This window comes from Bradyrhizobium sp. Arg237L, from assembly GCF_029990105.1.
Taxonomy (GTDB): Bacteria; Pseudomonadota; Alphaproteobacteria; order Rhizobiales; family Xanthobacteraceae; genus Bradyrhizobium.
The window spans coordinates 67811-92476 of sequence record NZ_JAQMIL010000008.1 but is presented as its reverse complement, the minus strand read 5'-3'; the positions used below and the strand labels follow the sequence as shown (position 1 = coordinate 92476).

Annotated in this window: 27 protein-coding genes; 5 read left to right on the top strand and 22 right to left on the bottom strand. The window is 61.2% G+C overall.

Annotated elements, in window-relative coordinates; genetic code table 11:
* Window positions 1-19: 19 nt before the first annotated feature.
* From OZ411_RS07005 to mdcA, 9 genes are all read right to left on the bottom strand, one after another.
* Window positions 20-1303 (bottom strand): MFS transporter, encoded by a 1284-nt coding sequence (locus OZ411_RS07005; RefSeq protein WP_349016984.1) that lies wholly within the window; start codon window positions 1301-1303, stop codon window positions 20-22.
* A 193-nt stretch (window positions 1304-1496) separates the two neighbouring features.
* A complete protein-coding gene (locus OZ411_RS07000; protein ID WP_130577885.1) occupies window positions 1497-2444 on the bottom strand; it encodes an AEC family transporter in 948 nt (315 codons plus the stop codon).
* Between the two features lie 147 nt (window positions 2445-2591).
* Window positions 2592-3527, bottom strand: coding sequence for a malonate decarboxylase subunit epsilon (gene mdcH / locus OZ411_RS06995; RefSeq protein WP_282527332.1), 936 nt, complete (start codon window positions 3525-3527; stop codon window positions 2592-2594).
* Window positions 3528-3538: 11 nt separating this feature from the next.
* The gene (locus tag OZ411_RS06990; RefSeq protein ID WP_282527331.1) at window positions 3539-4201 is read right to left on the bottom strand and encodes a malonate decarboxylase holo-ACP synthase; all 663 of its coding nucleotides are present in this window, start codon (window positions 4199-4201) and stop codon (window positions 3539-3541) included.
* A gap of 91 nt (window positions 4202-4292) precedes the next feature.
* Window positions 4293-5117: a biotin-independent malonate decarboxylase subunit gamma gene (gene mdcE, locus OZ411_RS06985; RefSeq protein WP_282527330.1), complete on the bottom strand. Its 825-nt coding sequence runs from the start codon at window positions 5115-5117 to the stop codon at window positions 4293-4295.
* Window positions 5114-5986, bottom strand: coding sequence for a biotin-independent malonate decarboxylase subunit beta (gene mdcD / locus OZ411_RS06980; RefSeq protein ID WP_130577881.1), 873 nt, complete (start codon window positions 5984-5986; stop codon window positions 5114-5116). The genes mdcE and mdcD overlap by 4 nt, the downstream gene beginning before the upstream one ends.
* Window positions 5983-6276 carry a malonate decarboxylase subunit delta gene (locus OZ411_RS06975; protein WP_130577880.1) on the bottom strand — a complete coding sequence of 98 codons (294 nt, stop codon included), beginning with the start codon at window positions 6274-6276 and terminating at the stop codon, window positions 5983-5985. Before OZ411_RS06975 ends, mdcD begins: the two co-directional genes overlap by 4 nt.
* A complete protein-coding gene (locus OZ411_RS06970; RefSeq protein ID WP_282527329.1) occupies window positions 6264-7211 on the bottom strand; it encodes a triphosphoribosyl-dephospho-CoA synthase in 948 nt (315 codons plus the stop codon). Before OZ411_RS06970 ends, OZ411_RS06975 begins: the two co-directional genes overlap by 13 nt.
* Window positions 7211-8872 carry a malonate decarboxylase subunit alpha gene (mdcA, locus tag OZ411_RS06965; RefSeq protein ID WP_282527328.1) on the bottom strand — a complete coding sequence of 554 codons (1662 nt, stop codon included), beginning with the start codon at window positions 8870-8872 and terminating at the stop codon, window positions 7211-7213. Before mdcA ends, OZ411_RS06970 begins: the two co-directional genes overlap by 1 nt.
* Before the next feature lie 332 nt (window positions 8873-9204).
* On the opposite strand from mdcA, the gene OZ411_RS06960 reads away from it, so the two are divergent.
* Complete coding sequence (locus OZ411_RS06960) at window positions 9205-10191, top strand: LysR family transcriptional regulator (protein WP_130577877.1); 987 nt, start codon at window positions 9205-9207, stop codon at window positions 10189-10191.
* A 37-nt stretch (window positions 10192-10228) separates the two neighbouring features.
* Here OZ411_RS06960 and OZ411_RS06955 read toward each other — a convergent pair whose 3' ends face one another.
* Window positions 10229-10405 (bottom strand): hypothetical protein, encoded by a 177-nt coding sequence (locus tag OZ411_RS06955; RefSeq protein ID WP_245475786.1) that lies wholly within the window; start codon window positions 10403-10405, stop codon window positions 10229-10231.
* A gap of 12 nt (window positions 10406-10417) precedes the next feature.
* Here OZ411_RS06955 and OZ411_RS06950 point away from each other — a divergent pair, with 12 nt between their 5' ends.
* The gene (locus OZ411_RS06950) at window positions 10418-11140 is read left to right on the top strand and encodes a LysR substrate-binding domain-containing protein (RefSeq protein WP_282527327.1); all 723 of its coding nucleotides are present in this window, start codon (window positions 10418-10420) and stop codon (window positions 11138-11140) included.
* Between the two features lie 87 nt (window positions 11141-11227).
* On the opposite strand, the gene OZ411_RS06945 is transcribed toward OZ411_RS06950, so the two are convergent.
* Complete coding sequence (locus OZ411_RS06945) at window positions 11228-11926, bottom strand: Crp/Fnr family transcriptional regulator (protein WP_282527326.1); 699 nt, start codon at window positions 11924-11926, stop codon at window positions 11228-11230.
* Between the two features lie 11 nt (window positions 11927-11937).
* On the bottom strand, window positions 11938-12516 hold the full coding sequence (locus OZ411_RS06940; RefSeq protein ID WP_282527325.1) for a hypothetical protein: 579 nt from the start codon (window positions 12514-12516) through the stop codon (window positions 11938-11940).
* 853 nt (window positions 12517-13369) lie between these two features.
* On the opposite strand from OZ411_RS06940, the gene OZ411_RS06935 reads away from it, so the two are divergent.
* Window positions 13370-13654: an integrase core domain-containing protein gene (locus OZ411_RS06935; protein ID WP_282527324.1), complete on the top strand. Its 285-nt coding sequence runs from the start codon at window positions 13370-13372 to the stop codon at window positions 13652-13654.
* Between the two features lie 80 nt (window positions 13655-13734).
* On the opposite strand, the gene OZ411_RS06930 is transcribed toward OZ411_RS06935, so the two are convergent.
* The 5 genes from OZ411_RS06930 to OZ411_RS06910 are packed head-to-tail and all read right to left on the bottom strand — an operon-like array spanning window position 13735 to window position 18787.
* Window positions 13735-14760, bottom strand: coding sequence for an aromatic ring-hydroxylating dioxygenase subunit alpha (locus OZ411_RS06930; protein WP_130577872.1), 1026 nt, complete (start codon window positions 14758-14760; stop codon window positions 13735-13737).
* A 14-nt stretch (window positions 14761-14774) separates the two neighbouring features.
* On the bottom strand, window positions 14775-16136 hold the full coding sequence (locus OZ411_RS06925; RefSeq protein ID WP_282527323.1) for an amidohydrolase family protein: 1362 nt from the start codon (window positions 16134-16136) through the stop codon (window positions 14775-14777).
* Window positions 16133-16933: an ABC transporter permease gene (locus OZ411_RS06920; RefSeq protein ID WP_282527322.1), complete on the bottom strand. Its 801-nt coding sequence runs from the start codon at window positions 16931-16933 to the stop codon at window positions 16133-16135. Before OZ411_RS06920 ends, OZ411_RS06925 begins: the two co-directional genes overlap by 4 nt.
* Window positions 16930-17736: an ABC transporter ATP-binding protein gene (locus OZ411_RS06915; protein ID WP_282527396.1), complete on the bottom strand. Its 807-nt coding sequence runs from the start codon at window positions 17734-17736 to the stop codon at window positions 16930-16932. The genes OZ411_RS06920 and OZ411_RS06915 overlap by 4 nt, the downstream gene beginning before the upstream one ends.
* A gap of 55 nt (window positions 17737-17791) precedes the next feature.
* Window positions 17792-18787 (bottom strand): ABC transporter substrate-binding protein, encoded by a 996-nt coding sequence (locus OZ411_RS06910; protein WP_282527321.1) that lies wholly within the window; start codon window positions 18785-18787, stop codon window positions 17792-17794.
* A gap of 263 nt (window positions 18788-19050) precedes the next feature.
* Here OZ411_RS06910 and OZ411_RS06905 point away from each other — a divergent pair, with 263 nt between their 5' ends.
* Window positions 19051-19443, top strand: a complete 393-nt coding sequence (locus OZ411_RS06905; protein WP_282527395.1) for a RidA family protein — start codon at window positions 19051-19053, stop codon at window positions 19441-19443.
* Here the strand turns inward: OZ411_RS06905 and OZ411_RS06900 are convergent.
* The 5 genes from OZ411_RS06900 to OZ411_RS06880 are packed head-to-tail and all read right to left on the bottom strand — an operon-like array spanning window position 19440 to window position 23475.
* Window positions 19440-20024 carry an NAD(P)H-dependent oxidoreductase gene (locus tag OZ411_RS06900; protein WP_282527320.1) on the bottom strand — a complete coding sequence of 195 codons (585 nt, stop codon included), beginning with the start codon at window positions 20022-20024 and terminating at the stop codon, window positions 19440-19442. The two genes, OZ411_RS06905 and OZ411_RS06900, sit on opposite strands and share 4 nt — an antisense overlap.
* Window position 20025: 1 nt before the next feature.
* Window positions 20026-21378, bottom strand: a complete 1353-nt coding sequence (locus tag OZ411_RS06895; protein ID WP_282527319.1) for an FAD-binding oxidoreductase — start codon at window positions 21376-21378, stop codon at window positions 20026-20028.
* The gene (locus OZ411_RS06890; protein WP_282527318.1) at window positions 21375-22205 is read right to left on the bottom strand and encodes a cysteine hydrolase; all 831 of its coding nucleotides are present in this window, start codon (window positions 22203-22205) and stop codon (window positions 21375-21377) included. The genes OZ411_RS06895 and OZ411_RS06890 overlap by 4 nt, the downstream gene beginning before the upstream one ends.
* 3 nt (window positions 22206-22208) lie before the next feature.
* Window positions 22209-22628, bottom strand: a complete 420-nt coding sequence (locus tag OZ411_RS06885) for a cupin domain-containing protein (RefSeq protein ID WP_282527317.1) — start codon at window positions 22626-22628, stop codon at window positions 22209-22211.
* 19 nt (window positions 22629-22647) lie between these two features.
* Window positions 22648-23475, bottom strand: coding sequence for a creatininase family protein (locus OZ411_RS06880; protein WP_282527316.1), 828 nt, complete (start codon window positions 23473-23475; stop codon window positions 22648-22650).
* Between the two features lie 191 nt (window positions 23476-23666).
* Here OZ411_RS06880 and OZ411_RS06875 point away from each other — a divergent pair, with 191 nt between their 5' ends.
* Window positions 23667-24569, top strand: coding sequence for a LysR family transcriptional regulator (locus tag OZ411_RS06875; RefSeq protein WP_130577862.1), 903 nt, complete (start codon window positions 23667-23669; stop codon window positions 24567-24569).
* Window positions 24570-24666 lie beyond the last annotated feature (97 nt).

Below are 24666 nucleotides of genomic sequence, written 5' to 3'. Positions count from 1 at the left end.
TCAGTCGACGTCGCCCTCTCTATTGCGTTGAAACAATTCGCAGTGTGCCCGTTTTCACGGGTCCAGACGGTTCATCGATGAATTGCCGTTCCGGATGCATCGCCAGGCTCGTCGCTGTTCCAGCCAGAAGCAGGCCGATCGAACACAGGAACGGCAGGTACCAACTGCCCGTGAGGTCGAGGATCAGGCCGAATGTCACCGACGATAAGATGCCGGCCAGCGCGAAGCCGATATTCATCATTGCGCTGGCTGTGCCGCCGTATTGCGGCGCGATGTCCATGGGGACTGCCCAGGCAGGAGCAATCACAAGCTCGAGGAAGAAGAAGCCTGCGGCCAGCACCATCGTGATGATCATCACGTCCTCAAGAAACATCATCGCTGTCAGGCACGCGGCGGAACCAAGCATGCCGACCCACAATACGCTCAGCCGCGCGAGCTTCACGTTTCCCGTGCGTCGCTTGATGGCATCGCTCATCAGGCCGCCCACGGTATCGCCGACCACGCCGGCGAAGAACACGCCAGACGCAAACGCTGCAGATTTCTTCAGATCAAACCCATGGCCGTCCAGGAAGAACGACGGCAGCCAGTTGAGATAGACCCACGCGGACCAGCCGTAGCAAAAGTAGGTGAAGGTCACCGGCGCCATGCGCCACGCAAGGCGACGCCAAGGTACTCTGCGTGCCTTGGCGGGTGCCCGCTCCGGCAAATCTACAAGGTCTTCGGGGACAATCTTGGGATGATCGCGAGGGTCATCGCGATAGTAGTACGCCCAAAAGAAGACCCAAAGGACAGTCAACACACCCATGGCGGCGAACGATCCTCGCCATCCCCAGAGAATGACCAGCGCAGCCACGATCGGTGGCGTCACCGCGTTACCCAACCGGGAGAACGAATGGGTAATGCCCTGAACGAAACCGTAGCGGTCCTGCGGAATCCAGGCCTGCATGCCGCGCGTAGCAGATGGAAACATCACGCTCTCGCCAAAGCCGAGCAGCAGGCGACAAGCGAACAGGCCTACCAGGCCGGTTACCATGCTGGTCGCGAAGGTCGCCACAGCGGCGACGGTCACGCAGGCGATCAGAACACGGCGGGCGCCAAAACGATCTGCGAGCCAGCCGCCGAACACCATGAAAAGCACGTAGGGATAACTGAAGGCGGAAAACACCAAGCCCATTTCGGCGTTCGAGATTCCGAACTCGTGCCGCATCAGGCTCGCCGTCGTACTGATGTTCACGCGATCGACATATGCCGAAAAGTACAGGACGCACAGCAGGAACAGTACAATACTCGGCGCAGAGAACAGCGACCTCGGCCATCGCTGCCGTTGAACAACCTCTTGTTCTTTTTTCACTTTCATTCCCCTGAGAGAGATTACTGAAGAGGCACTCGTCACCGCCGAACCCGGGATGCATTGCCGCACCCCAGGTTCGGAGGACTATTTCACTCTGCCATCGACGTCAGCCTCACCATTTTCATTCCAAACCTGAATCGAGCGATCAGATGATCTTGAATGTGAGAAGGATGAAGTACGTCGGGATGGTGAACAGTGCCAGGACAGTAGTCAGCGCGGTCATGACGGCAACGTAGTTGGCATCTGCCTTGTACGCCCGCGCTGCGATCGAGACCTGGGTCATCACGGGCATGGCCGATTCAATGATCAGGACGCTGCGCATGAAATCGGGGACATCGAAGATGTAGCAGACCCCGATCGTCACCGCAGGCGCTATCAGGAATCGTGCAGCAATCAAGATTCCCATGTCCGGGGTGATGCGAACGCTGCGTAGATTCGCCACATAGATCGCAATGCCGATGAACAACATCGCCAGTGGTGTTGTCATGCTGCCGAGGTAAGTCATCGTGCTGTTGGCAAATGTCGGCAGCTTCACGGAGAACAGTATGAGGAGGATGGCCACCACGGCGCCGATCAAGGGTGGCGACATAATGTTCTTGATCGTCTGCAAGCTGAACACGCGAGGCACAGCTACATCGGAATTCTCGGTGTTCTGGAGGCGAGCGAACTTCGGTCCATCGATGCTGAGGCCGTAGGCCCCGATCGTCCAGAACAGCAGCGACTGCACCAGATAATACATCACCGCGATCGGCAACGCCTTATCGCCGAACAGTGCAATGTTTACCGGAAATCCGATAAAGGCGCTGTTCGAGACGAAGAACATGGCTCGAAATACGCCGCGCCGATGCTCTGGAATGTTGATTATTCTCGAGACGATAATGCCGATGATCCAGAGAGCCAACATCGAGCACAGTGGCACGATGACGGCGACGCCGAGCTGTAGCAGGTCCTCCTTCTTGTAGGACTTCATCATACTGACGATCATGTAGAGTGGGATGGTGACCGTCATTGCGAACTTGGAAAATAGTTGCCCAATATCCTTATTGAACCACTTGATTTGGGTCAGATAGTAACCGAGCGTGATCATCAGCATGCAACTGATTACCCCACTTAGGGATTCAAAAATGGCCACATGAGTCTCCGTTGGGTGTGAGGATATTGAGAAACGGAAGGTCGGATATTTCGTTTTCCGCCGATCGATCTCGCCCAAGTCGATCGAATGGTCGGCGGCAGAAATGGGTCATTCGGCCGCCTCCATCGCTTCCCGGATTTGCCGAGCCGCGTTGTTGAAGGGGACCGCCGCCATCGCGATGGACGGAACTTGCGGGAACGCTTCTGTCGTCAAGCTCGACAGCACCTGACCAGGATTCATCTCGACGAACAGGGTCGTCCCCAGTTCGACAAGAACCTGCGTGGAATCGTGCCAGCGGACCGGATGCGCAATGTTGGTGGCGAGGTCGTCTCGAATACGATCCAGCACGCGCGTCGGACGAGCCCTGCGATTGGTCATGTACTTGGTTTGCACCGTTCCAGGCTCGAGCGTCGGAAGCTGCTCGACCAGTACATCCGCGACTCCCTGCAGAAGCGGACAGTGAGACGGCACCGCGACGGCAAGGCGCTCCGCCTTCTTGCAACCGGCCTGAAGGGCGAGTTCGACGACCCGGTCCACGCCCGGCAGCGCCCCGGCCACTACAATCTGGCGCGGCGCGTTGAGATTTCCGACATAGACAGGAAACGCTTCGGTCGTGGCCTTGGCCACCAGCGCAGACACCTGCTCCTCGTCGAGACCGACAACAGCGGCGAGGCCATAGCCTGTGGTGAACTGCGCCTCCATCAGACTCGCGCGTAGATGAACGAGGCGAACACCGTCGGCGAAGGATAGCGCGCCGCACGTTGTCGCCGCCGCATAGGCCCCCACCGAAAGGCCGGCGACGGCGTCGGGAAATGCGCCCTCGGCCGCCAGCGCACGGGCCACGGCGACGCCGGCAACATAGATTGCCACCTGGGTCGATACCGTCGATGCCAGGGTCTTTTCTTCGTCGAGCTCGCGCACGTCTCTGCCCAGTACGCTGCTCGCCGCATCGAGCGTGGACGTCACGCTTGGATGATCGGGCAGTTCGTGAAGCATACCTGCACGCTGGGATCCCTGGCCGGGAAACAGAAAGGCGATGGTCATGCGACTTCTCCCTATGCGTTTGACCACGGGTCGCGGACAAGCCGCGCGCCGCCGTCGCAAGTCTTCAATCGCCGCCGAAGCGACCGACCGTCGCAATATTCGCGCAGTGAAAAGCCGCCCTGCGGCGTCTCGACTTGAATGTCGGCAACGGCGTCGATGCCTGCGACCGCCTCCAGCAACAGATTGCCGTCTTGCTCCGACAGGTACGACGCAGCGTAGACGACAAGATCGAGATCACTGGACGCGGTGGCGACCGGCACACCCGTTGCCAATTCAAAGCCAACGCTGCCGACCGGCCCCCAGGGCAGATCGAGATCTGCCCAAGCCGACATGACCGCGTAAAATCCCTGCAATGCCGGCATCGCATCGCGGCGAGCCTGTGTTGGCTCCTGGCGCTGCGACAACAATTCTTCCGGCCTGACCCGTCTTGTAATAGAGGCGGAAGCCACTACGCCGGCGAAGCGCTCGTCACGTGCGCTACCACGAACGCCGACCGGGATCAGCCCCGATGAAACGCGGCCACGTCGCACCACCATGACTGGCTCTGCAGCGAGAGCGGTGGCGACCCAAGCCGGCGCCGGCGTCGGCGACGGCGCAATGAAGCTCCGCGGATCATCGATCCACACCAGATCATGCGGACGGAATTTGTACGGGGTGGCGATCTGTCGGGTCATGGTTCTCGCCGCGCGTGGCGGCTTTCCTGTCATCGCTCGCTTGAAGGTAGGTTGCGCTCGCCTCGCCTCTCGGAGACGAGCGCAGTTCTTGTCAGGAGGGGGCCCACTGCCGGGTCATGAGCTCGCGGACCTTGATAGAGCCCTTGCGGAACGCCTTGGCGCCGTCCGACTCGAGGCGGACATCAAGGGTGCGCGGGGAGTTGCGCGCGTCTGCGATCGCCTCGATCAAGGCGCTCTTGACCTGCTCGACCGTCGCCTTCGCCGGGGTGTCGGGGTTGGCAACTTTGAGCAGCGAGTGAAGTCCGCCGAGCTTGTTGAAAGACCCGATGTCGTAGGCCATCGGAACAATCGTCTCACCCAGCTTGTCGAGTTCGGCGACACTGCGGCGCGTGATGCGGGCCGCCGCGTCCTTGTACATGGCGTGAATCAGAACCTCCGGATCGTCGAACGCGATCATCCGGTTGGCCTGGCCCGCCAGCGCCAGGAACGAGCCCGACACGCAGCGTCCAACGATCAGAGCGATCACCGGATGACCGGCAGTGCGGGCATCGGCATAGGCTGCAATGATGGCGGCTGCAGCAAGGTGGATGCCGAACAACTCCTCACGGCGGCCATAGGCCTGACTCTTGGAGTCGCAAACCGTGATGATCGGACGTTTCGGACCGTTCTTGTCCGCCTCGATGACGGCACGCAGATTCTTCGTGCCGTACCAACCTTCCTCAAGACCGACCTCCGTGTGGCCGGTCCGCGGGAAGCGCGCGTTGGCATCAGGCGCAACGCCGACGAAGACCGCTTTCTCGCTGCCGAGATTGGCCTCGGCAACCATGAGAGAACCGGGGTTGCCCTCGACCTTGCCGGTACTGCCGGTAAGGGCCTCGAACCACTTGCGCCCGCGATTGTTGAGAGGATTGGTCATTTCGCACCTGCCTTCCATGCATTCCGAATGTCTTCGCCCGTCCACTGCTTGGATGGATCCATCGACTTCAGGCGTTTGATGAAGAGGTCGTATTTGTCGGTTCGCAGTTGCGCGGGCTGCCCCTTGCGGAACAGATCCTTGACGGCCTCGGTCACCGCGTTTGCATCGTCCTCAAGAAGGACGTCCGCAAAGTCGGTGGCGAAGCGCTGCGCGCCGCCATTGACGCTCCACACGAACGGCTTGTCGCTGGCCACGAACTCGTCCTTGCCGGCTTCCAGTTCGATCACTTCGGGGCCGTTCATGCTGAGACGTGCCTGCCTCGTCATCACTACGTAGGAGGCGAGGCCGGCGGCGAGCGACATGCCGCCAAAGCAGCCGGTTGGTCCCGCGATGACGACGATCAGCGGCGTATGTTTGCGCAACGCCACCATCTCGCTGTAGATCTCGGCGATCACCAGTTCGCCCATGTTGGCTTCCTGAAGCCGCACGCCGCCGCTTTCGAGCGACAGCACCGCGCGGGTCGGGATGCCCTTCTCGTTGTCGAGGCGCGCCAGGCGGAAGGCCTCGGCCATTTTCATGCCGCAGACTTCGCCGATCGAGCCGCCCTGGAATTTGCCTTCCATGGCGATGACGACGGCCGGCTGCCCATCGATCTTGCCCTTGGCTACGACGCAGCCGTCATCGGACTGCGTGACGATTCCCTGCATCGGGAGCCAGGGCGATTCCACCCGATCGAACGGACCCAGCAATTCGCGGTACGTGCCCTGATCGAGCAATTGCTGAGCCCGTGCCCGCGCGTTGAGCTCGATGTAGCTGCGACGAGTGCTCAATGCGACAACCTCGTCGGATAGTATTGGCGTGAAGGTCATGACTGGCTCTCCTCGACAGCCTGCTGAAGACGCAACGCCACCGTGCCGGGAGTGGCGCCAAAATCGTTAATCTCGATACTTGCGGCTTCCGGGTGCTGGCCGAGAAATCGCTCGAGGACGGCTTTCCAGGTGTCACCGAAGCCGGTGACGCTGGTCTGGATGGTGACGTGGGTGGCGTCGTCGATGGAAGGCTCCATCAGGATCTCGAGATCACCCGATCCGACAACGCCGACATGGGCACGTCGCGCTTTCACCTTCGATGAAGGGAATTGAAAGTTCAGGATTTCCATTGCGAAAAAGCTCCTTTGTGGTCGATGTTGACAGGCGAGCCCGCCGACGTGTCGTTGAGGGAGTCCAGGAACAGAGTGGCGGCAAGCAGATCTCCGCTGCCTCCCGGAGAGGCGTTCAGCTCAAGCAGATCGATGTCTAGTTGACCCAGCGCATCGCTACCTGGCTGGGTCGATGTGCCGCCCAGTCGGAGGATTTCAGCCGCGCCGGTCTTGGCCGTTTCGAGGGCCTTGGGACCGCCGCGATGGAGCAGGCAGGTGTCGTCAAGCGTCGCCATGATCGACAGCAGAGCATCCAGTCTGGCGAAGGTCTCGGCGATACCGCGAGAGCGGGCCCGCCGCAGGGCTGGAAGACCGATGCTCACGACGTGCGGGAAGCCGCTCTGAGCTTCGCCGCGGGCACCGGGCACGCCATAGCGCTCGACCACCCGACTGCCGTTGGTCGCGCCGGTCGGCATTCGGCTATCGCTGAAGCGCGCGATGCCGCCAGCGATGGCTGCAATGTCCTCGGCATCGCCGGGCCGGGTGGACATCACCGCTCCCGCCACCAGCAAACCGAGGGACCAGATGGCACCCTTGTGTGTATTGACGCCACCCGTCGCTGCAAACATCGCAACTTCGCCCTCACGGCCGATTGCTGCGAGCTGCTCGCGAATCTGCCGGCCGACAACCGCCCCCCTTGCAGCCCGGGACATGTCCCGGAAGCAGGAATGGAGCGAGCGGGCCGACCGATGCATCAGGTCGATGTCGAGATCGGCATGAGCGCCGGGTCCTCGACTGTCGACCAGCCCTGGCTTGGGCGTCAGGCTGGCTTCCGCGATCAGGGAATCGACGGCCAAGGTGGCAAGTTGCGCCGGGAAGACGCTGATCGGGACGGAGAAGGTCGATGCGACCTGGGCGTCTGCCTTCTCCGCGCGGCGGGCGGAAAGCGACCTCATCACCAGCTCCTGAAGCGTGCGGGGGGCTCGTAGAGACCGCCGGACCAAGTCACGAGATCCTTCATGCTGCGCGCTGCCAGCAGCGATCGGTTGGCATCGGAACGCCGCACGCCGAGATCCTCGGGGTAAGCGACCACGCCTTTCTCCCGCAGCCGCTTGACCTGCTTGGCATTCGACTTGAGGCCGACCTTGGTGACACCGGCGACGGCCGCGACAGCCGCGCGACGCTCTTCGAGGCCATCCGCCTTGTAGAGGTAGGCAATGCCCTCTTCGGTCGCGACATGCGAGACGTCGTTGCCGTAGAGCATCACCGGCGCGATCGGCAGCTTGGCGTCCTTACCAACCTGGACCGCATCGAGCGTCTCAACGAACAGCGGCACGCCGCCGGCCTTGAACGTCTCGACCACCTGCACGCATAGCTTGCGGCCGCGCACGGTGGCGTCATCCGATGTGATCAATGACAACCACGCCGGCGAGGGATGGCGACGGCCGCGCGCATCGCTACCGAGGTTGGGAGCGCCACCAAAGCCGGCGATGCGTCCCTTCGTGACCGTCGAGGAATTGCCCTCGGAGTCGATCTGCAGGGTCGAGCCCGCGAACAGGTCGACAGCGTAATGGCCGGCCAACTGGGCGAACACGCGATTCGACCGAAGGCTGCCATCCTGGCCAGTGAAGTAGATATCGGGGCGCGCCGCGACATACTTCTCCATACCGTCTTCATTGCCGAAGCTATGAACGCTCTCTACCCATCCGCTCTCGATCGCGGGGATCAGGGTCGGCTGCGGATTGAGAATCCAGTTGCGGCAGATTTTTCCCTTCAGGCCGAGCTTGCCACCATAGGTCGGCAGCAGCAGCTCGATCGACGCGGTGTCGAAACCGACGCCATGGTTGAGCGAGAGAACCTGATGGCGCTCATAGACGCCGCGAATCACCATCATCGCCGTGAGGATCTGTAGCTCCTTGATATCCTTGGGATCACGGGTCTGGATCGGCTCCTTGGCAAACGGGCGATCGGATTCAACGATCACGTCGATCCAGCCGCCGGGAATATCGATGCGTGGAAGCTTATCGACGATCTGGTTGACCTGGACGATGACGATGCCGTCGCGAAATGCAGCAGCTTCGACCATCGACGGCGTGTCTTCGGTATTGGCGCCGGTGTAGATATTGCCCTCATGATCGGCCATATCGGCGCAGACCAGCACCGCATTCGGAATCAAATCGACAAACAAGCGCGCTGAAAGCTCGACATAGGTGTTGATCGAGTTCACCTTGATCTGCCCGTCTTCGAGCATCTGCGCGAGACGGAGGCTCTGCGGACCCGCAAAGCTGAAGTCGACCTCGCTGGCGATTCCCTGCTCGAATATCTCCATGTGATCGGGGCGTGCGATCGCCCAGATCACCGCCTTCAGATCGTGAACCTTTTTCGGGTTCACCTTGGCGAGCGAGCGCGACAGGAAGTCGGCCTGCTTTTGCACGCTCTCGATGACAACACGGTCGCCCGGAACCAGCAGGGTCTCCAGCGCCTCGACGATTTTCTTTTGCGGAAGGAATTTCCCGTTCATCCAAGGGCTCACGAGCGCCATTCGACGCTGCTTTCCCTCTCGGCGCGTTGACCAGTTATGAGCGGTATAAGCCGCTTTATATGTTGTGACATCCATCTTCGATCTCTCCAGCGGACGATTTCAATTCGTGAGCCCGACTTCGGAAGATCATCGAGCTACGCAACTGATGACGACGAGAGATTGCTGGATGATCGATCGCAGGTGAAATCGTATGTTTTGAGATCCGTGATAAGTTCTGTCGATCGGAGCGGGTCGTATGGCGACGCCATGCAGCTCATTTACAATCAACAGATGAGACGAATTCGCGGGCTTTGGAACGCTTGTAATGCGCGCTTCCGTTGATCTAGCGCAATGTCGAACCGTCCGCTTATGACAAACGTTGCGCTCAAGTTAATTCGTCAGTTTGATGTTCGTGATAACCTCGACAAATGACGGCTTCGTTTGCGTCGGGTTTCTCGTCGCAGAGTGATCTGGGGCCGCAACTCATGAAAATTCGTCAACTCCAGATGTTTCTGGCAGTCGCGGAACATCTGAACTTCCGCAAGGCCGCGGAGGAGTTCGGCCTTACCCAGGCGGCACTGAGCCTCGCAATTCAGAATCTGGAGGATGAGATCGGCGTGAGCCTGCTGTTGCGCGGCCGCCAGGAGACGCGGCTCACCTACGCAGGAAATATCTTTCGCGCCGAGATCAGCGAGATGCTGGCAACGGCACAGCACGCGGCGGAGCACACCCGTCGCGCCTCTACCGGCATCCTGCAGCAACTCAAAGTTGGCTTTATTTCAACCGCGATCACCGGGCACTTCCTTCCCAAGCTCGTTGCCGAGTTTCGCCAATCTTTCCCACAGGTCGAGCTGAGGCTGCAAAATCACATCAATACCGAGCAGCTCACCCTGGTCGAAGCCGGCGCCCTCGACGTCGGCTTCATTCGTTTGCCACTGCTGTTTCCGCACGATGTCGAGATGCTCACGGTTCATAGCGAAGACCATGCCGTGGTTGTATCCAAGGACAATCCATTGGCACAGCAGACGATGATCCGGCCGCGAGATATCGAAGGAAATTCCTTCATCATGTATTCGCGACGCAACGCGCCGGGGTATCACGACATAATCATGCGAACGCTGAACAATAACGGAATCAATCCAGACGTCGTCCAGGAGGTCGGAGAAATGTATACCCTGGTATCATTGGTTTCGGTCGGCATCGGCATCGCCATCGCCCCGATCTCCGCGCGCAACTACAACTTGCCAGGCCTCGCTTTTCTGAGAGCGGACTGGTTACCGGCGGCCGAGATCGGCGTCATCTTGCGCAAGCACACGACACAGACTGAGACCCGTCTGTTCATCGATATGGCCCTTCGCGCCCGCGAAAGTCTGACGTGTGAGCCGGCTGACCTTCGTCATCGAACCAACGGCTAATGACCGCCGTCTTTCGCACGATTCAAGGTTACAGACCTCACCCCAAGGACGCGTGTAGATGGAAATCGTTCAACTGCGGTGCTTCCTCGCCGTCGCCGAGGCGCTCCATTTCAGCCGAGCGGCCGAGCATATGCATCTGAGCCAGCCGGCTCTCAGCACGCAGATCGACAAGCTCGAGCAGGAGCTCGGTGTTCTGCTCTTCGAGCGTTCGCACCAGAAGACGACATTGACCGATGCTGGAAGGATCTACCTCAAGGAGGCCCGGGATATCCTGGACATCGGAACGCGCGCTGTCGAGCGGGCAAGGCTGGCAGCCGAGGGCAAGATCGGTCGATTGCGGATCGGGTTCATCTCGACCGCCGCAGCCTATGTGATTCCACCCCTGATCGCCGCTTTTCGCAAGGATTACCCGCGCGTTGAACTCGATCTGCGCCATCATCTGACAGCCGAGCAGCTCGGCCTGATCAGGAGTGGGATGCTCGACGTCGGCTTTTTGCGTCTTCCGCTGCTCGAGCCACGAGGATTGCACACCATCCTCATTCACAAGGAGCCATTCAAGCTGTTCCTGCCAGCGTCGCACCGGCTGGCGACGCAACCGGATCTCGAGCTGTGTCATCTCGACGGCGCAGAGTTCGTCACTTATTCAAAGCGTAACGCACCCGGATACGCTGCAGCGCAATCGCTTGTTCTGAGCGATGCCGGCATTCGCCCTGCGGCCATCCACGAAGCCAGCGACATGTATACGCTGAGCCTGCTCGTGGCAGCGGGGGTCGGCATCGCGATTGCACCAGCGTCGCTGAAAAATTATCGCCTGCCTGGCGTGATCATTCGGGATTTGCCAGGCCTGCAGCCATCCGAGGTGGCGATCGTGCATAGGGAGGGCATCGATCACCCAGCTGCGTTGGCCTTCATACGCTCGGCGCGTTCCATGATTGATTTTTTCAGCTGATGCGAGCGAAAAAGCGTCACGGCGACGCCAATCCTCGGGACCATATGCCGCGAGCCAGGTCAGAGTCGGCGTGAGCGCCCAGGCTTACTATTCTTCTTCGTCTGCGATGGCCGCGAGAGCATGCGGCTTGCACAGGACTACGCGGCGCCGCCCGGAGCTGACGATGCCCCGCTCCTCCCACACGCTGACGATTCTGCTGACGGTATACAGGGTGGTTCCGACCATTTCGGCGAGGTCACGGCGGGACAGTGGAAACGCGATCTCGATGCCGCGCGCCGTCCGGCGCCCCGACTGATGCGCCAGACGAAGAAGGGTATGACCAATCCGACGCTCGACCCGTTCGGTCGAGACTTCTCGCAGACGAATCTGCATCTCGTGGTATCGCCGGCACAGCAGCGCGACGGCATTGATGGCAATAACGGGATAACGCTCCATGATCTGTCTGAGGCTGGCACTCGTCCAGCCAATCAAATGACTGTCGTCCACAGCGGTCACGGTGCCGGGATGGGTATCGTTTGCCACAAACGCCGCGCAGCCCGCGACCTCTCCCGGACCAATATAACGGATGATAATCTGCTGACCGCCCTGGGCCATCTGCGAAGCCCGTAGCCGGCCCGCGATCACCAGGAAAAGAGACGTCGTGCGGTCGCCCTGTTGAAACAGGATGTCGCCAGCGGCAAGACGCCTTCGTCCCGCCCAAGCTTGAAGGACCCGGAGCGCGTCCGGAGGAGTCCCCTGGAGCAGTTCGGTCCGAGCGAAGAGATCGAGGTCCGGATAGTAGTCCATGCCGACGACTTTCAGGATCTACGCCGACGACGCCGAGGAAGAACTGTTTCTGCGGACAATCGGTTGCTGCCGGTGGGGTCTACAATCTCTGCCTGGATCAGAGGATCCTTGAGCACGAGCGCGGCGAGCCGAGGAAGCTCTCTCAATTCGATCCGATCAAGGAACTGATCGGCCTGACGGAGCACTCTGACTTCCTTTACGAAGTTCCGCACCACCCGCTGACGCAGGCGGCGATGGACCCGCACAAGGCGTTCTTCGACTTCTTCAAAGGCCGTGCTAGATTTCCGACCTTCCTCAAGAAGTGTCAGAACGATAGCTTCGGCTATCCGGATCCCAAGCAGATCAACTGCGTTTTGCCTTTTCGCCATTGCGCGCTTTCTGTTAGATTTCGGTCCCGCAGCACGAACGGTCCGAGCCACCAGACTCTCAATGCCCGGCCCGCTGCCCATGATGCCTGCGAAGGCGATCTCGCTGCGACCTCGCCGAGCAACCAGCCTTGGCGGATCCTTTGCACCGTGCAGGCCCTCGCCTGAGAACAGATCCACGTCTGGCACGCTTATCTTTCCCTCTTTCAGGAGCGGCCTGGCCATCACCGAGTGGCTCGAAATTTCGTGCTCCTACATATCTTCCTTCACATCAACGCGCAGATTTTGTTGACGCGCATTGATGCAACGCAAAACGACTGCCCGCGATGTGTGAGAAACAACAATGTTTACTTCACAGACGGAAGTAAGAACACGAAATTCATGCAGCGACATATATCGACTCTGACGATGAATGAACGCTCACCCGATAAGCAAGAGTAATGTTCTTAGTGGCTACAACGGAGCTGCGTGTACCGAAAACCCTATCCGAGTTGCTGACGTGATAGAATCGCCTAAGCTGGCGGAATGTTCGGGCCCCTGTGTTTCGTCGTGGCGGTCTTGGCCTGTCCATTCAAGTCGAAAATCCGGCTTGTGGCTGAGAACGTAGCGCTTCGACATCAGTTGATTGTCTTGAGGCGCAGGCCGAATGGTCGTGTCCGTCTCACGAACCATGATCGCTGGTTCTTGATCCAGCTGTATCGATGGTTCCCATCAATCCTGGAGGTTCTCACCATCGTCCGGCCCGATACGCTCGTGCGTTGGCACAGGTCCGGCTTTCGCTGCTACTGGCGTTGGAAGTCGCGATCTTCAGGAGGCCGGCCGCAGATCGACACCGAGCTGCGTGGATTGATCCGACGGATCAGCGTCGACAATCCGCTTTGGGGCGCCGCTCTATGCCCTCGTCATCGTCCGGCTCGACCGCAGAGACCTCGTCTGGATCAACGTCACAGCACATCCGACGCCCGAATGGGTTGCACGTCAAATCACGGAGGCATTTCCTTGGGACGGGGCTCCGCATTACCTCATCCGAGATCGGGATCGGATCTATGGCCGCGTCGTCACGCGCCGATTGCGGGCCATGGGCATCCGGGACAAGCCGACTGCATCAGCCTCGCCGTGGCAGAACGGCTACGCGGAACGGCTGATCGGATCAATCCGGCGAGAATGCGTCGACCACGTCATTGTCCGGGGCGAGGCGCATCTACGCCGAACTCTGCGATCTTATGCCCGCTACTACGACGACATTAGACCGCATCGGTCGTTGGATAAGGATGCGCCGGTCTCTCGTCCGGTTCAGCCGACCGGCAGCATCAAATCGACGGCGATCCTTGGCGGACTCCATCACCACTACGTCCGGGTTTAGGTTTTCGGTACACACAGGTCGAGCTATCGTTAAGATAGACCATCTGCACCTAGCTGCAATCGTATTCTCTGAACCTTGCTTTAAGCCAGTTGGGGCTTAGGCTGCTCCTCCTCATCATGCGCTCGCAGGAGTTCAAGTAGTCGCTTGCGCATGATCATGCCCGGCCGGTCCGATGGCATGTGCATTTCGATCTTCCGGCTCATATCCACTATAGCGTCGGGGTCGGTCGATTCGAGCATGTCGCGGTCCTCAGCGATGATCGCGGCATCCCAGTCGATCAATTCCTGGGTCGAGCAGTCGGCCTCGGTGTCGTTACGGAAGAGGATCTGAACGACCTGTATTTGGCCGTCGGAGATCGGCGTCGCGCAATTGAAGATGATATGCCGGATGCCCGATGGATACTCCATGTCGAGCCGCCTGCAGAACGGCATGAACCATTTGTTACGCTGGTGTCGCTTCGTGACCGGATCAGTCGTGCCGCTGATCCGATGGGCACTCGGCGGATTGCGAACGGTGATGACGGTCTCGGCGTCGAAGCCTTCGTCGGTCTCGACGATCTCGTATTTCTCTGGCTTGGGCTGATTGATGTTGCCGAAAGTGCCCTTGTGCACGAAAGCGAAGTGGGCGTTGTCGAAGGAGTTCTCCATCAGCCGCAGCGCAGCGGTATTCCATTTTTCGTAGAACTGGTGGATGCGGCGATAATCCGGACGACCATCCTCGGGAACTTCGGGAATGTCGCGCAACGGTTCATCCAGCGCGATCCAAACATAGCCGTATCGCGCCCGCGCCCGAAATGACTGCGCTCGCGCCTCAGGAACGGGCTGCTCGAACGGGAACTGCGGGATCATCACGAGCTTGCCGTCACGATCATACTCCCAACCATGGTAGCCGCAGACGATGTTGCCGTTTTTGCACCAGCCCTTCGACAGTTTCGCGGTGCGATGACAGCAGCGGTCTTCGAGCGCCGCCGGCTGTCCCTCTGCATCGAGGAACAGCACGATCGGTTCACCGAGCAGGGTGAATGGCTTTGGACCATCCTTGAGATGCTCGAGCGGCACGGTCGCATACCAGAAGCGGCGAAGTACCGGCTGTTTGGTGCTGAGCATGATTTCCTCCGCTATCAGGCCGCCATCCGCTCGACCACGCGGAGGGCATCGGATCTGAGTTTTGCGATATCGAGGCCTGGAATGGCGCCGTCCTCGACCACGATGCGGCCACCGACCAAAAGGTAACGCACATGCGCGCTGCCGGCGCAGGTGACCGGCGCGATCATCGGATCGTGCATGCCGAAGTGCCGCGGCTGGTTCAGATCGAAGATCGCGATGTCGGCCTGCTGTCCCGGCGCAAGCGTGCCGATCTCCGGGAAACCGAGGACGCGGGCGCCGCCGGCGGTCGCCCAGTGCACGACGTCTTCGGCCGTCACGGCATGCGCGCCCTTTACGGCGCGATGGGTGTGCCAGCAGCTGTGCATTTCGCTGATCATGTCAGCCGCCTCGTTGGAGGCCGCGCCGTCGACACCGAGCGACACCGCGCCGCCAAGCCGCGCCATGTGATCGGCCGGCGCGACACCGGAGCCGAGGCGGCAGTTGGATTGCGGGCAATGCGCCATGCCGGTACCGGTGCTTGCGAGCATCTCGACCTCCCCGGGATCGAGATGGACGAGATGCGCAAACCAGATGTCGGGCCCCAGCCAGTCGTGGTCGGCGAGCCATTCCACCGGACGCTTGCCGTGGACCGTGAGGCAGAAGTCGACATAGTCAGCGGTCTCGGAGAGATGGCTATGCAGCCTGAGCTTGATCCGCCGCGCCGCCGCGATCACCTCCTTCAGCTCGCCGGGGTCGAGCGACCAGGTCGGCGTGGTCGGCGCCAGCGCCACGCGCGTCAGGCTGCGCGGCGATGGATCATGGAAGCGCTGCGCGCAGGCCTCGACCGACTTCAGCATGGAGTCGAGCGTTTCCACCGGCAACGGCGGAAAGTCGTCGGCGTTCATGTGACGGTCCTTGGTGGCGCCGCCGCGGCAGAACACCAGGCGGATGCCCAGGCTGCGCGCGACCTCGAAGATCACATGGGCGGGATCGAACCTGAATGTGTCGCTGAAGAGATAGTGGTGATCGGCGGCCGTCGTCGTCCCCGACAGCAGCAGCTCGGACAAAGCGATCTTCGCGGCGACCGCAAGCGCCTCCTCGTCGAGCTTCGACCATAGCCTGTAGGGCGCCGCGCGCAGCCAGCCCGCGAGCGGAAGGTTGATGCCGGCGGCGACGCCCTTCATCACGCTCTGGAACATGTGATGATGGGTGGAGATCAGGCCTGGATAGATAACGCAACCGCGCGCATCGAGCCGTTGCTCGTCCGGCTGCGGCTCGAGCGCTCCGATCTCGGCAATGACGCCGTCGCGGATGCGGACGGCGCCCGTCGCACGCATCGCGGCACCCGGCAGGCCGGTGAAGATCCCGACGGCGTTCTCGATCAGCATCGCAGTCATGTCTCGGTCCTTATTTCGCTTTCGTGCCAGTTCGACAGCGCCAGCCTCGATAGCACGACCATCGCGGCGAACAGCACGACACCGGTCAGTGTGATCAGGAACAGCGCCGCGAACATGCGGGGAATATCGAGCGTGAAGCCGGCATCGAGGATTTCGTAAGCAAGCCCCGACGAGCGGCCGCCGGTGCCGGCAACGAATTCGGCGACCACGGCGCCGATCAAGGCGAGCCCACTGGAAATCCGCAGGCCGCCGAAAAAATAGGGCAACGCGCCAGGGATGCGGAGCTTGACCAGGGTCTTGAGCCGGCTGGCGCGGTTCATCCGGAAATAATTGGCGAGCCCCGGATCGACGCTGCGCAAGCCGAGCGTAGTGTTGGAGATGATCGGGAACAGTGCGACCAGCGTCGCGCAGATCGTCAGCGAGAGCTGTGTGTTCTTGACGAGGATGATGATCAGCGGCGCGATCGCGACGACTGGCGTCACCTGCAGCAGCACCGCATAGGGGAACAGGCTGATCTCGATCGCACGGCTCTGCGCGAACATGAATGCGACCAGCGTCCCGATGATGACGGCTGCGGCAAACGCCTGCAATGTCACGCGCAACGTGACCAGCAATGCGCGGAACAGCGACGGTCCATTGTTGACGAAGCTTGTGAAGATGTCGTTCGGCTTCGGAAACAGATAGACCGGCACCGAGGCCAGCCGAAAGCCGACCTCCCACAGTGCGAACAGCGCGATCCCCACCCCCAGCGGGGCGACGATCCGCACGAACGTCTCCGACTGCAGCAACGGCCTCATGAGACACCTGCCGATGCGGATGGCAGCGACGCCTCCGCAAGCCAGGTCGAAAGTTCCCGGCAGTAGGCGGCGAATTTCGGGCTGTCGCGAAAGCCCTCGCCGCGCGGCTGCGGCTCGTCGATGGTCATGGTGCGGAAGATGCGGCCTGGGTTTGCCGCCATCACGATGATGCGCGTCGATAGGAACACGGCTTCATAGATCGAGTGGGTCACGAACACCGTCGTCAACTTGCCTTCCCACCACAGGCGGATCAAGTCAGCGTCGAGCTTGTTGCGCGTGAACTCGTCCAGCGCGCCGAACGGCTCATCCATCAGCAGCAGATTTGGCTTCGTCACCAGCGCACGCGCGATCGAGACCCGCATCTTCATGCCGCCGGAGAGTTGGCGCGGGAAATGCCTGGTGAAAGCGGACAAGCCTACCTGTTCGAGCGCTTCAGTCACCAGCGGCGCAGCTTTGGTCTTGGCAACGTTGGACAGCTCCAGCGGAAGCCGAACATTGGCCTCGACGCGCGCCCAGGGCATCAAGGTCGGCTCCTGAAAGACAAAGGCGAACCGCCTGCCCTCCTGCCCGACCTGCGAGAAACCTCCGCGCCACCACAACAGCCGGCCATCCGATGGCTCGATCAGGTTCGCGATCAGTTTCAGCAGCGTGCTCTTGCCGCAGCCGGACGGACCGATCAGTGTCAGGAACTCGCCATCGGCGATCGTCAGATTGATCGGCGCCAGTCCCCGCGCGCCGTTCGAGAACACTTTCTCGGCCGACAGCACTTCGACTGCGGGCGGTCGTTCGCCGCCCGTCACCATCCGTGGTCCGCCTTCATCAAGCGGCTCGCCCGGCAAGAGAGCGTTCATCGGCCCACTATTGCACTCCGATCTTCAGGTCCTTGACGAAGCGATCGTCATAGGCCTTGTGCCAGTCCACCTTGGGATCGAGCAGGCCGCCCGCGACCAGGAAATCGTAGATCTGCTTGTAGCGATCCTGAGTGATCACGCCGATGCCGAGCTTTGCGGCATCACCGCCGTCGATGGCCTTGTTCTCCTTCAGCTTCTCGAGCGCGAACGCGATCTGTCCGTCAGTCATCTTCGGGTTGTCGGCCTTGATCAGCGCATTGGCCGGCGCAGGATTCTTCAGATAGTCGCGCCAGCCCTCGAGCGAGGCCTTGACGAAGCGCGCCACGACATCGGGCTTCTCGGCGATCATCTTCTCGGTGGTGACGATTGTTGAACCATAAGGCGGATAGCCGCCGTCGGCGAGCAGGAAGAACTTCACCTTCTCGTGCTGCTGCTCGGCCTGATAGGGCTCGGACGACGGATAGGCCTGCTGGGCCATGTTCTTGTCGGCGAAGAAAGGCTGCAGGTTGAACGTGTAAGGGCGGATCTGATCGTCGGTGAATCCGTACTTGGCCTTGAGCCAGGGCCAGAACGTAACGCGGGAGGAGCCTGCGATCAGGATCGGCTTGCCCTTGAGCGCTGCGATGTTGGCGACATCGTCATGCGTCATCAGTCCCTGGAGGTCGAATTGAAAGGACGAGGCGACTGTGACCAGCGGCAGGTTCTGCTCCCGCCCCTTCAACACCTGGATGTCGTAGCCCATCAGGAAATCGGTCTCGCCGGCGAGCAGGAGCTGCGAGCCGTTGACCTGCGGACCACCCATCTTGATGGTCACGTCGAGGCCGGCCTTCTCGTACAGCCCGGTCGCCTTTGCTTCATAGAAGCCGCCATGTTCGGCCTGCGCGAACCAGCTCGTCAGGAACGTCACTTTGTCCGCGGCGAACGTCGACCCCATCGAGCCGAACAACGCGCCGGCGCCGACCAGGGTGATTGCGATCGTTCGCGGCAGGAACTTCATGGCCATTGCGGCTTCCCCGTTATGGCCGGCGTTGCGCCCGGCCCATGATCCCGGACCGGCATTGTCGACGTGACAATCCGTCCTCAATGGATGCCAAGGATGCACAGCCGCCTGTCGCCTGAAAGCATTTTTATTCGAGCGATCCGTTGCCTTTGAAGCAACAGCGTCGATCGCGGAGTTCTAGAGGGCGCGTGGCGTATGTGGTGGAAGTAGCAGGCAATCGGCGTTACGCTTTGCGCCCTGCTAACAGTTGTCTCCCGGGGGTGACCTTGCGTGCGCTTTCTCCAGCTTCGATCAGGCCGCCCTTTGCGCGCTACAGCCACGGCGTTTCCGTTGCACCAAACCATCGCCTCGTCGTCACCTCGGGCCAGCTCGGCATTGCCGCCGACGAGACGATCCCGTCGCAATGCGAGCAGCAGGCTGATCTGTGCTTTGCCAATATCGCGGCCATCCTCGCCGAGGACGGTATGACGCTTGCAAATGTCATCCGGCTCAATGCTTACGTGACCGCCCGCGAGCACATGCAGGGCTATATGCGCTCACGCGACCGGCATTTTCAGGGAACTCCGCCGGCTTCGACCCTGGTGATCGTGTCCGGCTTCACGCGTCCTGAGTTCTTCGTCGAGATCGAGGCGATCGCCGCCGCGCCCGCGGACGGTTAGAACCGCACCATCTCGCGCCTTATCTTGGCGAGGAACCGGCCGCGCTGCGCATCCGTCGCGACATTCATGTGATAGAGCGCGTAGTAACTGACCGACGCTTTCGAGCCGGTGAACCAGCGCAGGTAGCGCTTGATGATCCGGCGCGGCGGATCAGCCATGCCGATCGCCTGCCAGCGCGGGCGACCATAGGTCGAGATGCCGGTGATACGGCGGATATGCATCAGCATCGGCTTGGCATGCGACGGATCCGACAGATCCAGCGCAATGCCGGGACCGAACATCCGGTCGAACCAGCCCTTCAGCATCGCCGGCGGACCGAAGGACCAGGTAGGGAACTGCACGACCAGCGCGTCCGCGGCCATCAGGCGGTCGGCATGGGCCTGGTTGTTGGCGCGGTTGCGCGCGGGGTCGTGATAGTCGCGCCGGCGCTCCGCCGTCAGTACCGGATCAAAGCCCTCAGCATAGAGGTCGAGCAGGTCGACGGTGTGGCCCGCCTCAGCCAGCCCGGCCAGCGCCTCTTTCCGGATCGCGGCGTGAAAGCTTTCGCTCAGCGGATGGCAATAGACATAGAGCACCCGCATCTCACGGCCGCTCGAGCACGAAGCTGCGCATCTTGCCGGGGTTGAGCAGGCCGTACGGATCGACCTCGTGCTTGAAGCCGAGCTGATCGGCATCGGCGCGCTTATAGCGGCTGCCGTCCTCCACCGTGAAGACATGCGGATTGGCGATATGGACGCCGCGCGCCTCGTGCAGGCTGATGATCTCGTTCAGCCTGTCTGCATTGGTGTAGCGCACGACGGGCAGCCCACTGCAGGTGACGCGGCCGCCGAAGCGAATGAACTCCAGATGCTGCAACACCTCGTCCCGAAACAACTTGCGCATCTCGACCACCTTCTCCATCAGCCGGTCATGCGGATAAAGACATTGTAGATAGGTGACCGAACGGTCGGTCTTCAGGACCTGCAGCGTGGTGTGGTTCCAAGTGTATTCGTAGAGCGGCACCTGCCCCGGACTCTCGTCGGTCGGCGTCTCCAGCGTGATGGTGCCGCGGCCCGCCAATAGCGACTTGAAGCTCTCGAGCGAGGGTTCGGCGATCATCGCGATCAGGATGCTCTTGCCGTCGGGACAGTACGGCTTCAGCGCACCGAAATACGACGGCAGCGGTGCGGTGATCGGCGACAGCAGCTTCTTGACGATCCCATCCGCCAGCGCGGCCTCGTAGCCGAACGCGGCCGCGTCGACGAAATCGTCGAACGCCACCACGACATCGATCCATCGCCAGGCGGGCGCCAGCGGCATTTCGAGTTCGGTGATGATGCCGGTCGTGCCGTAGGCGCGGTTGATCTTCTGCGCCGCGTCGCCACGCAACTCGATGACGCGCGGCTCTTCCTCGACCGTGACTACGCGCGCGGCGAGGATATTGCCGGGCTCGCGCAAGCCACCGTGAATGACCGAGCCGATGCCGCCCGATCCGCCCGCCACGAAGCCGCCGATCGTCGCCGTGCGCTTGGTGGACGGATGCATCCTCAGCTCCCAGCCGTGGGGCTGCAGCTCGGCATCGATCGTGTTCAGCTTTGCGCCAGCGCCGACCCGGATCAGGCCCGGCTTGACCCATTTGGTACTGTCGAGCGCCAGAACGTCGAGCAGCACACCGCCGCGCAGCGGCACGGCTTGGCCGTAATTGCCGGTGCCACCCGCGCGCACCGTGATCGGAATGCGATGCCGAGCACAGGCGGCAGCAACGCGGACGACGTCGGCTTCGTCCCGCGGCGAGGCGACGAGATCGGCCGACATGCCGTTCAATTGCTCGTTCAGCACCGGGCTGTACCAGAAGAAATCGCGCGAGCGCCGGCGCACGACCTTGGGATCGGTAACGACAGGAACGTCGCCGAGATCGTCGATGAGACGCGCGAGGCTATCGGAAAGGTCGTTCATGGCATGATCTTCGTTGCTTGCAGCTCGCCTTCGCCGAGCCCTGCGACGATCGTCTGCGAACTCGTGACGAAGCCGAAGCATTGGCGCACATTGTAGAGGGTCGCTGCGAGGCAATAGTCCGGCGAAGTGGTAGCCGCGCAGTCTTCCAGTAGCAGGCAGTCATAGCCGCGGAAATTGGCGTCCTGCAGCGTGCACAACACGCACTGGTCGGCATTGACGCCGGCGAACATCAGCGTGGTGACGCCGAGATTGCGCAGAATGCTGTCGAGCTCGGTGTCCTGGAAACCAGACATCCGATACTTCGCAACCTGGATATCGGACGGATCGGTCTCGAGCTCATCGACAATCGCGGCCGACCAGCTTCCGCGCTCGAGCACCTTTGCGCCGGAGCCAGGCAACGGATCGCCGAGACCGACGCCGCGGCCATCGGGGTTATAAACGTGCAGAAGCGCCGGGCTGAGATTGAGCCGGTCGGGCCGGTTGCCCCAGTTGACCCAGATCACCGGCACATCATGTTTGCGCAGCAGTGGGAGCAGCCGGCGCAGCGGGGCGATCGGCCGCCGCGCCGGGGCGACATCCACGCCGATATGCGCCAGCCAGCCGTTCGGGTGGCAGAAGTCGTTCTGCATATCGACCACGATCATCGCCGTGCGCGCGAGATCGATGGTGATCAGCTTGCCGTCGGCCTGCAGTGTCACCGGTTTCGGTGGAATCGGATCGCGCACCAGGTCGGCGCGAGCCGCTGACACGCACCAGCGATTGCGCTCGCTCGATCCGAGCGGCCGCAAAGCTCCGTCCTCGCTGGCACGATGTGAGGCCGAACTCATCGGCTATTGCCCCTGCAGGATGCGGATGTCGTCGGCTTCGAGCTCGACGCGCTCGCCGCCGCGGATCAGCTCGGCGAAATCTTCATTCGGCGTCATCACCGTGAGCGTGTAGAGCTTGCCGGTGCCGGTGTTCTCGATCACATGCTCGGAACCCGGATGCAGCAGAAGCGAGTCGCCCTTCTTGATCGCCACGGTCTTGCCGTCGCAATGCGCAACGCCCTCCCCGTGCAGGACGTGGAAGAATTCATGCGCCCGGCTATGTTCGTTCGGCGGCGTGGCGCCGCCGACCTTGAATATCTCGATGACGAAGACGTTGTCGATCCGGTCGGTCTCCTGATCGAACAGCATCACGAAGTAATTGGTGTCCTTCGGTGAAATCCGGAAAGCTGTCGCCTGCGCAAGGTCTACGGCACTGAATGCCACGTGTTCAATCTCCTTCTGGTCATCCGCGCCGCGATCCATCGAACGCCGTATGGGCCGTGATGCGCGACAATGGATAACGGCTGATCTCCTCGATCAGCTTGATAAGCCGAGCAGCAGAGCGCTCGACGACCAGCCGGCCAAGCTCGGCAGTCGCCTTGGTGGCGTCGCCGCAGGCGCCCTTTGGATGCAGGTCCTGCGCCTGCCAGCCGAACTTGGCGCCGGCTTCTGGACCGAGCATTTGCGACTCGCGTTCGATCTCGACCGACAGCGGGACGAAGTGTTCAGCATGATTCATCTCTACGAGCTCGGGATGCAGATGCAGCATCACGCTGGTCTCGCTCTGACCGCCATGAATGCCATGCCGATTTTCCTCGGGCGGAAACAGGGCATCCAGGTCGATCAGCCGCGGCCACATCACGCTGACGGCGAACATACCGAGCTTGACGCGCAAATCGCGGCAGACGATCTCGAGTAACTGCGGCTGACCGCCATGCGAATTCAGGAACAGAATCTTGCGGACGCCAGCGCGATGGACGCACTCGCCCAGTTCGTACCAGACGCGCCCGAGTGTTTCGTGCGACAATGTCAGCGTGCCGGGAAATGCCAGATGCTCGTCGGATTTGCCGACCGGCATCATCGGCAAGACCAGCGCCATCAAATCCGGCGGCATCAGCTCAACTGCTCGGGCCATGATGCCCGCATTGATGGCGGCATCGACCCTAACGGGCAGATGCGGCCCATGCTGCTCGACGGCGCCCACGGGCAGGATCGCGACCACGCTCTCCGCGTCGAGTTCGGCGAAATCCTTCGTGCTCAGATCCCACCACCAATGCGACTTCAGCACCATTCTTTCATTCGGCTCCCACGGCTGGCTGCGCCGGAGGCCTGCAAAAGAGTCCGGCGCGGATTGCCTGCTATTCAGGCTTGCGATTGTGCACGCGCCGCCATCACTTGAAAGCGCTTTAATTCGGCAAGTCCGTTGCCTTTTGGGCAACGCGAGGTCATCTGCTCCGAAAGGCACAACCGGGTAGAAGGGAAATGCTTCACGGTCGGCTGTTGAACTATATCGACGAGGTTGCGCGGACGGGCTCGATCCGCAAGGCTGCCAATCATTTGAACGTCGCGGCTTCCGCCATCAGCCGCCAGATCCTGGCTCTGGAAAGCCAATTGGGCACGCCAATTTTTCAACGGCTGCCAAAGAAGCTGGTCCTGACCGCTGCAGGAGAAGTTCTGATCGGCCACGTCAGGCAGACCCTGAAAGAACTGACGCGCGCGCAAACCAAGATCGAGGAGCTCAAGGGGCTGCGGCGCGGCGAGATCACCATGGCGATGATGAGCGGGCTCGCGTCGAACCTGGTCCCTGGAACGGTAAAGGCGTTCCGGATCGCCAATCCGAGGGTCAAGCTCAATCTGACGCTGTTCAACACGGGCGAGGAGATTCAGTTCGCTGTCGCCAACGGCGAAGCCGATCTCGGTATCGGATTCGACTTTACCAAGGACGGCAATCTGAAGGTCCTGGCGCGCGCCGGCGCCAAGCTCGGTGCCGTCATGGCGCCGAACCATCCGCTTGCGAAGCGAACCGGTATCCGGCTGAGCGACTGCATCGACTATCCACTTGTCGTTGCCGACGACACGAGCGCGATCAGGCCTTACTTGAACACCGCGTTTACGCGCGTCTCACTGGATCTGCAGCCAATCATCGAGACCAATGCCATCGAGATCATGAGGCACTCCGCGATGGTCGACAACGGGATCACCTTTCTCACGCCGTTCGATATCGAGTTTGAGCGGCGGGCGGGACGCCTCGTCTACCTGCCGGTCCGCGAACTGTCGCACGAATCCCAGACCTTGATGCTGATCGGTCACGAACGGGGAACCAGCGCGATCGCAAGCGTGCTGGCGGAATTGCTCAAGACGATGATGCGCGAGGCGAGCGGATGAAGGCTGTCTACGCCGGCCCATCGAGGACGAATTGGTCCTATCGGCCGCCCTACAGCGCAAAGTGCAGGTGGTCTTGCCGCGAGACACCCGCACTTCG